Origin of the sequence: Enterococcus casseliflavus (genome assembly GCF_029215545.1) — a bacterium.
Classification (GTDB): Bacteria; Bacillota; Bacilli; order Lactobacillales; family Enterococcaceae; genus Enterococcus_D; species Enterococcus_D casseliflavus.
On the sequence record NZ_CP119393.1, the window covers coordinates 2,889,024 to 2,903,911 of the forward strand.

A 14,888-nucleotide genomic window follows, 5' to 3' on the forward strand; every position below is an offset into this window, starting at 1 on the left:
CACATAGCTTTCCAATTTTTTAATGGAATTCATGCTTTTTTGTTGATCTTCTTATCTATAATCTTACTGTTATCCCGTTGAGTTTACAACGGACAGAAACACTAATGTGTCCGCTTTCAACCCTACCTTTATAGTAGTTCGATACTCAAAAAAAGCGTATAATCGAATTACGATTTAAGTAAAAGGAGCTGGCGTCAATGAATCGTTTTATTCGATCAAAACCACAGATACAGAAACAGATTCTTGCTGGATTTGCCTATACCTATCATGATCGCCTGCGCTGGATTCCCCGCACAGGGATTTTCCTAAAAAGAGAATTGCCAACTAATAAAGTTATTTTATTAAGTGGTGGCGGTAGTGGTCATGAACCTTCCCACATAGGCTATATTGGAAAAAACATGTTGGATGGTGCTATTATGGGATCAATCTTTGAGCCTCCTTCAGCAGAGGAGATTTTTCGTGGTATCAAGGCATCATACAACGGACATGGGACCATCTTGATCATTAAAAACTTTGCTAAAGATGTTCAAAATTTCTTACAGGCGCAAACATGGGCTACCGAAGCTGGGATGAAAGTGGATCATTTGCTTGTTTCCGACGATTGTTCGATTGAAAGTGATACCTTTATCAAACGCCGTAGAGGCGTTGCTGGAACGATTTTTGTCCACAAGCTATTGGGGGCTGCTTCAGAAGAACTACTGTCATTAAAACAATTGAAAGAATTAGGGGAACAGATCGTCCCAAGGATCAAAACACTAGGGGTTGCTTTTGCTCCGCCCTCACCTATCGCACACATTCGTCAGCAATATCATTTAGCTTCGGACGAACTAGCATTTGGCATCGGTATTCATGGAGAGTCTGGTTACCGAACTGAAAAGATCCATTCTTCTGAACGAATCGCTATTGAATTAGTCAACAAACTCAGCAAGCAATTTTCCAAAGCAGAGCTAAAAGACATCGCTCTGCTGGTCAACGGCTTAGGGGCGATCCCTCTTTTGGAACTGGCAATATTTATGAACGATGTCCAACAATTACTAGAAATTGAAGAGATTCGTGCTTCCTTTAAAAAAATGGGCAACTTTTTGACCGCCTATGATACGGATGGTCTCTCGCTTTCCTTTTTTTCCTTGAAAAACAAAAAGTGGCAAGAGTACTTGCATCTTCCGACCGATGCCTTTGGTTGGCATTAAGTCTCGCCTCTTTTGCCTCGATAAAACAAAACAGCTGTCTATTTGCTTAATCAAATAGACAGCTGCTCATATTATTCGCAAATTCTCGTCCACTTGGTTTACAGCCTTCTGACATCCACTTTGTCGTCATCGCCATAAACGCAGTCGCATAAAATTCTTCGATAAACTCACGATTTTCTTTCTTTTTACTGTTGTAGCCCCATTTTATATCCAACATCTTACTGATCAAGCCCTTTAAGTGTTCGACATAATACTCTTGAAAAGAATTTTGACCTTGAAAAGATAACACATTACAATAGAATCGCTTATTTTCTTCAAAGTAAACGAACAAGTCTTGTAATGTCGTCATCCAGTCTTCATAAGCCAAATTATCTGCTATTTTTTCAATGGCTTCTTGCTGAAAAATCCAATCGGTCAAATCATATTTGTCTTGAAAATGATTGTAATACGTTTGACGACGTATATTGGCTGCTAGCATAATCTTTGAAATAGTTACTTTCTCGAAACCAATCTCCACTACTAATTGTTTAAATGCTTTGGAAATTTTTTTCTTTACGATCATTGATTCTGCCATCTAAACACCCTTATCTAGTAAACGAATCTTCCATTTTTCTGATGCTTCCCTAATGGATAGATCTTCGACTCGTTCGGTTAATAAGATGAACCTTCCTGCCTTCGCTATACGAGTATTCTATCTAAGCTATTGTCTGTTTACAATAACAAATAATGAATATTGACAGCTGTTTTTTGCATTTCCTCCCATTGATAAGAAACCAATCGTTATTTGTGCTGATAGAGCTGGTTTCTAGGGTTCTGAAACAATCCGGTCCAACAAACAGTTAAATCATATCTAAAAAATTACTATAAAAGTAACATAACACTTTTTAATCATTTGCCTAATTTTTTTCAGCTTTCACTCATTACTCATTCCGATCAGATCAAACGTTTCCGTTGAAACGATCACTTCAAAAGATGGCCTGCTTGGTCGTGGGAATTTTATCCAGTTTGTCCGTTCTTGAAGATCGTAATACCAGCCATTTGTTGCTGCTTCAAAATCTTGACGACTTAGATATTGTGGCAGCTTTTGCCCATCTAAGGTGACCCAATAAGCACCTTTTTCTTTTGTTATCACCTTCAAGCGATAATACTCGATAGTACTGTCGAAAGTACCTGTTGTTTGAAAGTGGATGGTTTTTCTTTCTCTGCCAGTTGTCTTGATCGTCGTTAGCTTGTAATGCTGCTGTTCAAAATCATTGCTGTGTCCATCATCTTCGTACAAATCGAATCGTTGATTTTCTCCTTCACCTATTAGTAGTTCGATCTGTTTCACCGTATCAGTCGCCCGTTGATGCTCATCAGCACTTGTCACAAAGATACCATCTGCTCTAAGAAACATCGGGATATCTTCTAAGCCGACTGGAATCGTGATCACTTGACCACCCTCATAGCATGTGAATTGCTCGTTTAATTGGAACCATTGACTAACTTTTGGCAAGTAAAGGGTTCGCGTTGTCGCACCTGCTTCCAAAACATTGGCAACTAAAAGCGATGAACCAACCATGAAGGTATGAAAAGGATCTGCATAACAGTTAGGGTCTTCTTGAAATTCGTAGAACAACGGTCTGAGGATCGGATCACCCGTTCGATGGGCTTGATACATTAAGGAATAGAGGTAAGGAAGCATTTGATAGCGCAAGCGAAAGGCTTTTCGAATCAATGGATTCATTTTGTCATACATCCATGGTTGCGTAACTGTGTTATCATCGTTGGCAGAATTGATACAAAAACGCGGTTGAAAAATACCATTTTGAATCCAGCGCAGTAATAATTCTGCATCTGGTGCACCGCCAGCAAAACCACCAATGTCACAGCCAGTATTTGCTACCCCAGACAAACCCATCCCGATGATCGTATCGATATTGTATCGGAGCGTCCGCCAGTCAGTGAGATTGTCTCCCGCCCAAGTTTGCGCATAACGCTGAATCCCGGCATAGCCTGCTCGATTGATGATATACGGTCGCTTATTGGGAAAAACTTCTTTGATCGCTTGTTTTGCCGTATAGGCCATCATGTTGGCTTGGATCGGTTTTAATTCTGCAATTTGACCTCGTTCTGCTCCTTCGCCACAAAGCGCTTGTTTCTCTTCGATCCCATCGTATTCGCAATTATCGTTCCAGACGGTAGTTGTCCCTTTTTCTAAAATCGATGCTTTCAACATTTTTTTCCATGTATTGCGCCCTGATGCTTTTAAGAAATCAACAAAACGACCTTCACCACCCCACCAGCGACCATAGTAATCTTGTTCACCGTCGCAGTCTTTCACAAACACATCATTTGCTTCAAATTCCTCTTTAAAGGGATGCTTTTCTAAAATACCCGGTTTCAAATTCACGATAACATTGATTCCTAGCTGGTTCATTTTGTTAAAAAACGCATTTGGATCAGGAAAACGCGTTTTATTCCAATGAAACACATACCTCAGATTATCTTCTTCACCAGAGGAATAGCCCGAAGCTAGCTTAAAATTATCGATCATCATACCATTGGCACGATGCTTTTCAATCACACCATAGATTTCTTGGTCACAATTTTTGTCAAGTTCTGCATAATACATCGTAGATGCAGTAAAACCTAGGCTGTGTTTAGGCGGCATAGCTTGCTTGCCGGTTAGATCGGTGTAGCGATTGACAACTTCTTTTACTGAAGGACCGTTGATAAAAAAGAGATCAATCTCGTTACCATCTGTTTGATAATAGCTATAGGGGTCCCAATAACCACTGATCTCATTGCCCATATCAAATACAGACTCATAAGAATTGTTATAAAAGAGACCAATCGCTGTTTGGTTGCTTTCACTCAGACGAATATAGAAAGGGATATGCTTGTATAACGGATCACCAAACTCTGGATCGTGACCAATTGCGTCTTTGGCGGACATGCGCATTCGTCTGCCTTTTTTATCATGGTGCCCTGTCTTTTCGCCAAAACCATAAAAATGATCGGTTTTTGGTTCGATTTTATTATAATGGTACGCTCTGCCTAGCTGGTCGATCTCAAAAGCCCGTTCTGGCAAATCAGAGTAAATCAATTCGTCATTCTGGTTGTAGATTCTGAAATGGAAAGGTGCTTTGTGGATGATCACCTTTAATTTTTTGGCAGGAAAAATCAAGGTATCTTCCGTTTCTTCACACGGGACAGTAACCGCTGCGACTCGCTTACGCTCCTCCTTCAATAAGGAATCCAAGCGATCCTCCCAAGCGGTCATTACTAAGGCATACGATTTTTCGATAAATGTCCGATCAAAAGAGGCGCGGATTCGGACAATATCTTCCGTGAGAAATAGTAGTTGAATCGTTGCTTCTTCGGTATGGATCAAGTAATCATCGGGTCGTTTTTCAAGATAAAGAAATGTTTTCACTCTCATAATAGTCCCCTTTTCCCTGAATCAATGCACAGTCCAAGAGACAGGGATTGAATTTTGAATCATTTATTTCTTTCGTAAAAACCATCGCAGCGATTTCACTCAAGACACGCAAGTTAACGATTTGCGGTATCCCTAAAAACTTTCTGAGCTGAACTTTTTTCGTTCTCGTGTAGATCGATGCTTGTTGCTGCTCTTCGATCCAGTGAAAAAATTCATGTCCGAAAACCAGGTTCGCAATTTCTGTGTCGGTGCTCTTGATTGCCCTGTTTTCTAAAAAGGCTGCTATCTGTGTGATTGCTGCCTCATTGATGAATAATTGATTAGGTGGCTGAAACTGCCCTAAGATCATTCCACTAGCATTTAAGGGCACTTGATTTCGCAACAATAGCTTGTTTTGTTTGCAGATGGTCCCCCTATCAAAGGGGTGACCATACATTTCTAAAAATTCTTTGGCAGCAGTTTCGCCACATTGTCGTGCTTGCTCAATCAGCTCCACATGATCTGATCCTTGGTATTTGCAGGCAAAGGGATCGGTCATGAATAGATAATTCGCCCAAAATTCGTCATCGTATTGCGTTAGTTCCTGCAATGGTCGTCTTAAAATAGTCGTGGGATTCATCATTGATCACCTGATCATGTTTGTTTGATGTTTCCTGCGACCAGTAAAACTTCTGTGTCCCCTTGTAAATCATCTAGCTCAATGCCCATCAATAATGCTAACTGTTCAAGCGTTGAAGCAGAGAAGTCCATCACTCGTGAACCAAAACAGACATAAAACTCTGGTCGAACAATGATCTCACTTTGATAAACAGACATTTCTTCCCACAATTTCGCCACTGCCTCTCGGTAAGTGGCAATCGTTGCTTTTGCTGCCAAAGCATTCGCTCGTTGCACTTTGATAAAGCCTTTTTTATCTAAGATGCGAACTTGAGTGGGACCGTCATGTGTCGCTTCACTAAACACGAAGAAGGCATTTGTTTTCGCCAACAAGGTCGTTTGCTGTTCCGTCAAGCGCATGTCTTTGGCAGCCAAAGCCAATGCTTCTTCTTCCGAACATTCTTTTAATAGATCCATGGCTTTGACTTCGGTGGAACCAGTCGCAATCGCGGTCACTTTTGACGTCTGTTGATCGATTTCAATATGAACTTCGATCGTTTCTGCACTTGCTCCACTATCGATGGCCTTATCTAGTGCTTCTTGTTTGATGGCACGAATGTCTTCTGGACTTGGCGATGGGATGATCCGCTCAACGACATCACGCACCATGGCTAAAGCAACACCGATGGAAGAAATCACTTCCGCATTTTCTGGGATATCATATTTCACTTGATCTTTATTGGAATAATACGTAATCAAGGAGGAGGCACCGCCACCTACTCCTACCAAGGAGATTTGGTCTTTTTCTAGCTTGTATTTATCTACCAGTTCGTTGATGACCGGTGCAATCTTTTGGTAAGATTTTTCCATGATTTGGTTCGCGATATCTTCCACTGTCGTCTTGCAATAATCCGCCAATACTTGCATTGCTTTACGTGCAGAAGGAATATTTCCATAAGAAAAATGATTCGGTTCTACCAGACCCAAGACATTGGCTGCGCAAGAGTTTGTAATGGTGACAGCTGAACCGTCTTCCATAAGAATTCGGACGTAATCGGCAGGATCACCAGGCTTAGGCGAAAAGAAATCGACCTTTGGCTGATTGATTTTCTCAGTATCGGTGTATACGGCATAATCAAGTCCTGCGATATGTGCAGAACGTGGGCCAACGTCAATGATCCCATTTTTATCCGCGCGAACCATTGAACCACCTGCAACGCCGAGGATTCGTACATCTAATGAACTGATGTACGTAGCATGACCACCCACGATAGAATAATCGATCGTGGGCCGTCCATTTTTGATGACACCGATATTGGTGGTCGTTCCACCAACTTCAAAATAGATCCCATTTGAAGCCCGCAAATACATCAATGAACCCATGACCGAAGCAGCCGGTCCTGACAACATCGTCAATACGGGACGACGCTTCATTTCAGTGATTTCCATCACCCCACCGTCACCACGCATGATCATCAACGGAACAGTTACGCCTGCTTGTCGAACGGCATTTTCGGTTGATGTTGCGGTATTTAGCATTTTTGGTAAAATACTGGCATTGATCACTGCCGTACGGGTTCGCCGCGTTAAGCCATATAGCTTCGTGATATCTGATGCCATCGTAGAAGGAATATTTTTTTGCTTCGCTACATTGGAAACCAGCTCCTCAGGACCGATATCATCTACCCCAAACGCCATGGAAGAAACGATGACCTCCGCAGATTCTTGCTTTAGCGCAGCAATTTTGTCACCGATTTTGTCTTCTGATACTTCTTTTAGTTTCAGAAATTCATTAGCGATCTGAATTTCTTTGCCTTCTCCTAAAACAATATTTTTTATGTTTAATTGTTTCTTTGCGAGAAATCCTTCTAAGCCGCCTTTGGCTATCCCTAAAATCCCTACTTTCGCCACGTCACCTTCAATTAATGCATTGGTCGCCTGCGTGGTACTATGGGCAACAAAAATCACTTCTTCCGGAGCAATATTGTTTTCTTTTAAGCAATTTTGAAAGGTCTGAATGACACCTTTTGCCACTCCTGAAACATCATCGTGGGTTGTTTTGACGGAAGATTTCCCAATAATCTCATGCGTCGCATTATCGATCGCTACCGCTTTTGTATGGGTTCCACCCACGTCAATTCCCATCCGTACTCTTCTTGTCATGTTCTATACCACTCTTTTCTAGCCTTTTGTGCTGATTTTTTACATTAAAGATCCGTACATGAGATAGACAACGATTGCCATAATGACACATAGGGTCGCTGATGTTGGGATCCCAAGACGCATATAATCTTTGGACTGTACTTTGGCATAATCCAATGCCCAGACTGCTCCTGAAAGGGTAATGTCTAGTCCTTGGGGAATGATCGTTGTCACGATAAACAATGGATAGAGAAATTGAATCGGCCAACTTGTTACCGCAGCTACGACATGTAAAAGTGCAAGACCGCTTCCTACTAAATTCATCGGCCCTCTAAAATGCCCTAAGACACCAAAGACACCAAACACGATCGCCAATCCTAATGTGGTTGCAGGAATCACTGGGCTTAATAATGCGCCTAAATAGGGAGCAACATACGCAGCTGCCGCATTGTAAGTGGCGATGGCTAACAAGAACGCCATCATCGGTGCAACACTGATCGCCCCATCAGACCCATATTTGGCAATTTTCCGACTGGCCTCCACAAAGCCACCTTTTAGATGCCCTGTAGTGATCAGTGCAAACAAACTGGATAAAATAAAGGAAAGGATCACGGGTAGATTAAATGCGATCAACAAAATCACAGGCATAGCAACGGAAATCAGTGAAAGAGCAGGAGCACTTTTGGCTGTGGACTGACCTGCATCCCAAGAATAGACTTTTTTGGCTTTCCCGATCTTCACATTAACGATCGTCAAGATCACGATCAAAGAAATCGTCGCTGCCACGATCGCAAATGGGAAATAATCATTGTAACTATAATTCGCAAATTCTGGACTCGTCGTTTCGAAAATCGTTTGATACTGTTGGAAATTCACTACATTCAAGAAGGAGGCACTCACTCCCGCTGAACCAATAAAAGCAAAAACGGAAACAAGTGGTGAGATACCTAATGCCAGCATGATTGGTAAAACAACTACCCCGATAGCAATGTATGGTCCGACACCAGTTAACGAAGTGAACAATACAGCTGTAACCAAGCACAGCAAGTTGACGGTCACTCGCGGATGATCGCCCCCTAATTCCACGGTCTTACGAATCAAAGTAGAAGCAATCCCTGTTTCAATCAAAACGGTACCAAAGAATGCCCCGAACAACACATTGACTAAAACATTTCGTCCATATGCTTCGGGTCCCGCTTGGAAGACATCCGTCAGCACTTCAACTGCGGTCAATCCCTCCATAGCACTATTGGGCTCAATCATATTTCCTGCAAAACTAATGGCGATCCAAATCGCACTCATTAAGAAAAAGCCAACGGTCATGTTATAGCCCTTGATACAATAAAAAGCCATAAATAAAATCGACAAAATGACCAATCCGCCTAATACCTGTGTAATCATTTATTTTCCTCCTCGTTTTTACATTTCTTTTTCTTACATCCCTAACAAATCAAAGTTTTCAAAGGAGATCACCGCTTGATAATCTGCTTTTGGATTTGGGTATTTGATAAAGACTTGACCCATGGTTTGACTATAGTACCAGCCTTCCTTCGCAGCCTCGAATTGCTTACGATGCTGAAAATGAGGAACAAGCTGCCCATCAATCGTTACCCAAAAAGGCGCTTTTTCGTGGTTGATGATTTTTAAAAGAATCTTTTCGATCTGCGTTGGATAGTCACCCGTTCGTTTCACTGTCACTTTGACCTGTTCTCCAGGTTCCACATAAATCTCTTCTTTCAAGTAGGCGCCTGTCTTGTAAGCCAATGATTTCCCGTCATCTTCATAATGGGTGAAGTGACAAGCTTGATCTGGTGCCACTAAAATCTCTAGATCAGTGACCGCCTCAGAATGAAGATTTCTTACTTCATTCGCTGCAAAAAGGGTGATCGCCCCACCAATCACAAACAACGGTACACTATCGATCGTCACAGGAATGGCTAGTGTTTGGCCCCCTTGGTAATTCTGTCGTGAATAAAAGTCATAATAAACTGCCCCTTCTGGCAAATAGACCTCACGGACTTTTTGGCCTTTTTCAACGACATTCGCTACGAGTAATGATTCTCCGACAACAAAATCAATGCCGTTGTCATAACAGTTGGCATCCTCTTGAAATTTCATAAAGGTTGGTTGAATAATTGGCAAACCAGTCTCAGCCGCCCGCACCATCAATGAATAATAATAAGGAATCATTTTGTATCGAAATTGGATCGCCTCCGCAATCCGTTGCTTACTTGCTGAAAACATCCAGGGTTCAGTCACCGTATTATCAGTATTGGTTGAATGAATCGAGAAGCGGGGCTGGAAAATTCCATTTTGGACCCAGCGGACAAACAACTCTTCTTCAGGAGCATCCCCATAAAAGCCACCGATATCGCAGCCATAATTGGTCACCCCAGAAAGCGCCATTCCTAAAACTGTCGCGATGTTGTATTTTAGCGACTCCCAACTCGTTCGGTTATCCCCAGACCAAGATTGGGCAAAACGCTGAATTCCCGCATGCCCTGCCCGACAAACCACAAAGGGTCGGGTGTTCGGGTGCTCTTCTATGATGGCTTCGGTTGTGATTTGGCACATAAGATTTGCCATGATTGGACGCAGCTGACCAATGGTACCGGTTTTCCCATCATAAAAACAACGAGCATCTTGATCGACAATACTTTCATATTCACAATTATCATTCCAAACACTGGTTACACCGTAAGATAAGACATGTTCCTTTAAATACTTTTTCCAAATCCTCCGTGTATGGGGATTGGTAAAATCAGCGAAAACTCCTTTTCCTCCCCACCAAGTACCTAAAGCATTTTTACCTTTGTCCATGCTGTCTTTCACAAAAATTTGTTCTTCTTGAAGTGCCTGAAAGAATGGGTGCGTTAAGAGAATCCCGGGTTTGACATTAGGCGAGGTCGTGACGCCCCGTTTCTCCATCTCAGCGAAGAATCCTTTAGGGTCTTTAAATCGCTCCTTGTTCCACGTAAAAAAGTAGCGCTGCCCCTCATGATTGCAATAGCCTGAAGACAACTGGAAGCCATCGATCGGTACCGATTCTTCTTTAGCGGTATCAATGAAATCAATGATCGCTTGATCGCAATCTTTAGACAGTTCAGAATAATACATGGATGAACCTAGGTAGCCCAATGCATATTTAGGTAGAATCGCCGACCGTCCAGTCAACGAGGTATAGCGCTGAACCACTTCTTTGATCGTTGGTCCTGCAATAAAAAATAAGTCAATGTCTCCTCCGTCTACTCGAAAACGACTGTGTTTCTTCCAATAATTACTATGTGAGCGCCCCATATCAAAATCACATTCATATGTGGTGTGATAAAAGTAACCACTGGCAACTTTTGTTCGCTTATTGCTTTTTACATAGAAGGGAATGTGCTTATAAAGAGAATCGGCATTTTTAGGGTCATAGCCCATCGTATCGCGAGGACTCATAACCATAAAAGTATGACTTTTCTCTATAGCACCTGTTTTTTCCCCAAATCCGTAAAAGCAATCTCCCTCTACTATTTCACTGGTGTGGATTTTGCGCTTATTCGCATCTTCCATCAATGCAAGATCGACGATATCTTTGTGCAAAACCAAATCCTCTTGGTCGTAAATCACCAATTGATAGGGATCCTTGTAGAGAAACACTTTCAATTTCTTGCCGATTAACTCAATCTTGTCTTCTTCTTCAATGACCTGAAATTCTTGTAAATCGACTCGCTGACGCTCTGCTCCAATCAACTGATCGAAGCGATCTTCCCAGCCTGTCAACACTAAACTGTAAGACGCCTCATCAAATTCCTCATCAAAGCTGGCACGAATCCGAATAATTTCGTCAGTCAAGAACATGATCTTCACTAAACAACCATTTGTTCGAATCAAAAAACAGTGATTTTTTTCTTGACTATCGATGACACTTGTTGCAATCTTCATATATACCTCCTTAAACGATTGTCACAAAAACGGACTTAGAAATCGCTTTCACTTACACTAAAAAAAATAATTGCTTTCTATCTAGGAAGAGCAATTTTCTATGACCGTTTGCTTATTGATAATAGTAACTTCTCATATATTAATATACAACGGACAGATTTCGAGAATTGTCCTCCTCACTTCTGCAACCTGATTCTGGTCCCTTGGGTTGCCTTTTCGATAGCGAAGTGATTTATAAAACGTCGAGTCTATTCAGCAAAAAGGAGTGTTCAAATGGTTTTCTTTTATCAATTCCTGCTGGGATTGTTTGCCAGCATATTCGTTGCAGCGGCAGCATTCGTCTTTCAGTGGCTAACTGTTTCTGGCGCACTGGCTGCGATTCTTTGCGGCACACTGGTCATTGGCTTTGGTCCGTGGTACAGCATCTTTTTGATTGGCTTTTTCTTTGCCAGCTCTGGCATCATTGGTCTTTTAAAGGAAATGCGCAGTCAGCCAGAGTCAGCTGTGCTTGCCAAAGGTGCTCGCCGTGATGCAAAACAAGTCTTTGCAAACATCGCACCAAGCATCTTTGCTCTACTGCTTGCCTTTTGGACGAAAGAACCGCTATTCCTTTGGGGATTTGTGGCGGGAATCGCTAGCTGTACGGCTGACACTTGGGGCTCAGAAATCGGCGTGCTGAGTCCAAGTTCACCGCGTCACTTACTAACGGGAAAAAAATTACCACCGGGACTTTCCGGCGGTGTCAGTTGGTTGGGAACTGCCGCTTCCCTAGCAGGGAGTCTCGCCATCACTGGTTTATTCGCAGCAGCCTTATGGTTGAACGGCAAGCCGTTCTCCTTTGATCTCTGGTTGACCTTGACTGCTTTAGGCTTTGGCGGTAGTCTCTTGGACAGCTTACTGGGCGCAACGATTCAGGTGCGCTATCAATGCCCTGTCTGTCACCAATACACCGAAAAAAAAGTCCACCACGACGTTGCAACCAAGCAAGTCGGCGGTCTTACCTTTGTAACGAATGAAGGGGTCAATTTGCTGAGTTCAATAGTGATCGTTACTTTGACTGTATGTTTCTTTTACTTAAAAATGTCTACCGCATCATAAAAAAAACAGCAAAGCACGTCACTAATGTGAGGTGTCTTGCTGCTTTTTTGCTCAATACCGATTAAGCAATATCCACTAAGCGGATCTTCGTGACATTTTTGTAGACAGACAATTCTTCGATCACTTCAGAAAAGCCTAGCCCTCGGGGGAGATCAATCGTATAAATGTTGGTATAAATGCGATAGTCTTCCATAAATTTGACATCAAAATTGACATCTTCGATCACGATATTTTTCTCTTGGAAGTACTCCGTCAAAAACTCTTTGGTCTCGGTGCGATGGATGTACTGGATCTCTAATTTTTTTGCTGTTGGTACACGGACGATCCGCTTAACGATCGTCAATGCAAAGAAGATCCCGATAAAACTGCTTAATGCGATGGTGTAAAAGCCCATCCCGATGGCAATTCCTAAACCTGCGATCGCCCATAAGGAAGCAGCCGTCGTCAACCCCGTCACCGAGCGCTTCGTCACAATGATCGTTCCGGCGCCTAGAAAACCGACCCCGCTGACGACTTGTGCGATCAATCGTGCTTCGTCTGAACGAATCACGCCTGCTAAATCTGGATGATCCAGCGCATCTCGCATGGCACCTGTGGCGATCTCCACTTGGATCAAGGCAATGACACAAGCCCCCATGCAAACCAAGATATGGGTTCTAAGACCAGCTGGTCGGCTTTTGTATTGCCGCTCGTACCCAATCGCTCCTCCCATGATCATTGCCAGCAGCAATCTCAGCGCTACTTCAGGAATGGATAAATGCATATCAACCATTTGCATCCCTCTTTTCTTCGTATTCTCTCTTTTAACTATAGCATCTCTGATGAAAAAAAGAAAAAAACAGCGCCGAATCAGTCAAATAAAAAAAGCCCCCTCAGAAAATAAGCAAGTAAGCTACAAACCATTGCTCGCAGCTGCGCTGGCGCTACTGCACAAGCGCAGGGGGAAGCTGCGAGGATGGCTCATTTTTCCTTCTGACTTATTTCTGAAAAGGGCTGATTTTGTTTTACAGCTTGCTGGCAGCAGCCTCATCGATGATCACGATCACGTCATCATGCTTTTGTAAAACAGAAGCCGGTAATTCGTTGGTTACGGGTCCTTCAATCATTTTTTGGATCGCATCCGCTTTGACTTCGCCAAATGCCATCAAAATGATTTTTTTGCTTTGCATAATCGAACCGATCCCCATTGAAATTGCCGTCGTTGGGACGTCTTCGACTTTATCAAAGTAGCGTTTGTTGGCATTGATGGTCGATTCAGTCAAATCAACGACTGAGGTCGTTCCTTCAAAAGATGCACCAGGTTCGTTGAAGCCGATATGTCCGTTTTGACCGATACCCAAGATTTGGATATCAACTGGGTGATCCGCAATCACGCTATCGTAGCGTTGGCATTCTGCTTCTAAGTCTTCCGCTTTGCCGTTTGGTACGAAGGTTTCTTTGAATGGTTTTTTATTGAATAAATGAGCATTCATGAAGTAGCGATAGCTTTGTTCGTCTTCGCCGCCTAGTCCTACGTATTCATCTAAGTTGACTGAAGTCATTTCTGAAAAATCGACATCACTGGCAGTCATTTCTGCATAAAGGGTTTCTGGCGTGCTTCCTGTTGCTAAGCCTAGGACCTTGGCGCCATTTGCCATACCTTCTTGAATCAATTCAAAAGCTTTCTTTCCGCCTTGAGCAGCATCTTTAACGCGAATAATTTCCATGATCAGCGCTCCGTTTCTATTTGGTATAGTCCAATAATACCACAGGTTGTGTTTGATTACAATAATTAGTCTAGACCAGATGACGATTTTTTCTCGCCAATCAAAAAAAGACGAGCTCTAAAATGCGCTCGTCTCTACTCGTATTCTACTTGCTTACCAATTTGTATAAACATCAATACCGCTATGACCGACACCTGTGTCATAGACTTTATAGGCACCTAAAGATGATTGACCAGTCGATCCTTTCGGTTGATTATCGCTGGCAACAACGATGTACCCATCGGCATCACGGATGGTTCCGTCTGATGCTACATGGCGACCTGGGATATTCAATCCGCCTCCTGGCAAGACTTTTTGTGAGTAGTACGATTCTCTCACACCATTGAAGTAGTTGATCCCATCCACTGGATTCAAGACACCAGAACCAGCACCAGGAACGCTTGAACGAGTTTGACTCACGTTAGCAGTCGCTGTAGATTCACTTTTTTCTGTACTTTCTTTCGTATTTGTTTCTTTGTTTTCTACTGATTGGCCATCGTTAGAAACCAACAATGTTTCGCCATCAAAAATCATATTTGGATTTTCGATCGAATTATTTAAAGCTAAAAGGTCTTCGACCGTTGTTTGATAAGTAGCAGCGATCCCAGATAGAGTGTCCCCTGGTTTGACAACATGGGTTTGTTCTGCTGCTGAAACAACTGTTCCGCCAACGAATAAACCAAATCCTGCAACAACTGTAAATGCAAATTTTTTCAAATGAAAAAACCTCTCTTTTGATTATTTGTCCCGCTATCGGGCACAAGT

At 42.5% G+C, this 14,888-nt stretch carries 11 protein-coding genes; 2 read left to right on the forward strand and 9 right to left on the reverse strand.

Annotation, left to right across the window (positions count from 1 at the left end):
* Positions 1 to 197: 197 nt before the first annotated feature.
* Positions 198 to 1,190 (forward strand): dihydroxyacetone kinase subunit DhaK, encoded by a 993-nt coding sequence (locus P0G38_RS13715; RefSeq protein ID WP_016620564.1) that lies wholly within the window; start codon positions 198 to 200, stop codon positions 1,188 to 1,190.
* Between the two features lie 46 nt (positions 1,191 to 1,236).
* Here P0G38_RS13715 and dhaS read toward each other — a convergent pair whose 3' ends face one another.
* From dhaS to P0G38_RS13745, 6 genes are all read right to left on the reverse strand, one after another.
* Positions 1,237 to 1,764, reverse strand: coding sequence for a dihydroxyacetone kinase transcriptional activator DhaS (dhaS, locus tag P0G38_RS13720; protein WP_016620563.1), 528 nt, complete (start codon positions 1,762 to 1,764; stop codon positions 1,237 to 1,239).
* A gap of 339 nt (positions 1,765 to 2,103) precedes the next feature.
* A complete protein-coding gene (locus P0G38_RS13725) occupies positions 2,104 to 4,614 on the reverse strand; it encodes a glycoside hydrolase family 31 protein (protein ID WP_016620562.1) in 2,511 nt (836 codons plus the stop codon).
* On the reverse strand, positions 4,586 to 5,233 hold the full coding sequence (locus P0G38_RS13730; protein WP_128432722.1) for a hypothetical protein: 648 nt from the start codon (positions 5,231 to 5,233) through the stop codon (positions 4,586 to 4,588). Before P0G38_RS13730 ends, P0G38_RS13725 begins: the two co-directional genes overlap by 29 nt.
* A 14-nt stretch (positions 5,234 to 5,247) precedes the next feature.
* Complete coding sequence (locus tag P0G38_RS13735; RefSeq protein ID WP_128432723.1) at positions 5,248 to 7,374, reverse strand: hydantoinase/oxoprolinase family protein; 2,127 nt, start codon at positions 7,372 to 7,374, stop codon at positions 5,248 to 5,250.
* A gap of 39 nt (positions 7,375 to 7,413) precedes the next feature.
* On the reverse strand, positions 7,414 to 8,754 hold the full coding sequence (locus P0G38_RS13740) for a hypothetical protein (RefSeq protein ID WP_060792931.1): 1,341 nt from the start codon (positions 8,752 to 8,754) through the stop codon (positions 7,414 to 7,416).
* 33 nt (positions 8,755 to 8,787) lie between these two features.
* Entirely contained in the window at positions 8,788 to 11,280 is a 2,493-nt protein-coding gene (locus P0G38_RS13745; RefSeq protein WP_275852101.1) for a glycoside hydrolase family 31 protein, read from the reverse strand.
* A 273-nt stretch (positions 11,281 to 11,553) separates the two neighbouring features.
* Between P0G38_RS13745 and P0G38_RS13750 the strand changes: the two genes are divergently transcribed.
* Positions 11,554 to 12,378: a DUF92 domain-containing protein gene (locus tag P0G38_RS13750; protein ID WP_275852104.1), complete on the forward strand. Its 825-nt coding sequence runs from the start codon at positions 11,554 to 11,556 to the stop codon at positions 12,376 to 12,378.
* A 61-nt stretch (positions 12,379 to 12,439) separates the two neighbouring features.
* Here P0G38_RS13750 and P0G38_RS13755 read toward each other — a convergent pair whose 3' ends face one another.
* The 3 genes from P0G38_RS13755 to P0G38_RS13765 all read right to left on the reverse strand — a co-directional run bounded on the left by P0G38_RS13755 (position 12,440) and on the right by P0G38_RS13765 (position 14,840).
* Positions 12,440 to 13,150: an MgtC/SapB family protein gene (locus P0G38_RS13755; protein ID WP_034858162.1), complete on the reverse strand. Its 711-nt coding sequence runs from the start codon at positions 13,148 to 13,150 to the stop codon at positions 12,440 to 12,442.
* A 232-nt stretch (positions 13,151 to 13,382) separates the two neighbouring features.
* Positions 13,383 to 14,084, reverse strand: coding sequence for a glucosamine-6-phosphate deaminase (gene nagB, locus P0G38_RS13760; RefSeq protein WP_275852110.1), 702 nt, complete (start codon positions 14,082 to 14,084; stop codon positions 13,383 to 13,385).
* 153 nt (positions 14,085 to 14,237) lie between these two features.
* Complete coding sequence (locus P0G38_RS13765) at positions 14,238 to 14,840, reverse strand: LysM peptidoglycan-binding domain-containing protein (protein ID WP_194193828.1); 603 nt, start codon at positions 14,838 to 14,840, stop codon at positions 14,238 to 14,240.
* Between the last annotated feature and the right edge of the window lie 48 nt (positions 14,841 to 14,888).

What these genes read in the sequence shown, in the direction of transcription:
- P0G38_RS13715 (WP_016620564.1), top strand. Translation starts at nt 198, where the DNA reads ATGAATCGTTTTATTCGATCAAAACCACAGATACAGAAACAGATTCTT.
- dhaS (WP_016620563.1), bottom strand. Translation starts at nt 1,764, where the DNA reads ATGGCAGAATCAATGATCGTAAAGAAAAAAATTTCCAAAGCATTTAAA.
- P0G38_RS13725 (WP_016620562.1), bottom strand. Translation starts at nt 4,614, where the DNA reads ATGAGAGTGAAAACATTTCTTTATCTTGAAAAACGACCCGATGATTAC.
- P0G38_RS13730 (WP_128432722.1), bottom strand. Translation starts at nt 5,233, where the DNA reads ATGAATCCCACGACTATTTTAAGACGACCATTGCAGGAACTAACGCAA.
- P0G38_RS13735 (WP_128432723.1), bottom strand. Translation starts at nt 7,374, where the DNA reads ATGACAAGAAGAGTACGGATGGGAATTGACGTGGGTGGAACCCATACA.
- P0G38_RS13740 (WP_060792931.1), bottom strand. Translation starts at nt 8,754, where the DNA reads ATGATTACACAGGTATTAGGCGGATTGGTCATTTTGTCGATTTTATTT.
- P0G38_RS13745 (WP_275852101.1), bottom strand. Translation starts at nt 11,280, where the DNA reads ATGAAGATTGCAACAAGTGTCATCGATAGTCAAGAAAAAAATCACTGT.
- P0G38_RS13750 (WP_275852104.1), top strand. Translation starts at nt 11,554, where the DNA reads ATGGTTTTCTTTTATCAATTCCTGCTGGGATTGTTTGCCAGCATATTC.
- P0G38_RS13755 (WP_034858162.1), bottom strand. Translation starts at nt 13,150, where the DNA reads ATGGTTGATATGCATTTATCCATTCCTGAAGTAGCGCTGAGATTGCTG.
- nagB (WP_275852110.1), bottom strand. Translation starts at nt 14,084, where the DNA reads ATGGAAATTATTCGCGTTAAAGATGCTGCTCAAGGCGGAAAGAAAGCT.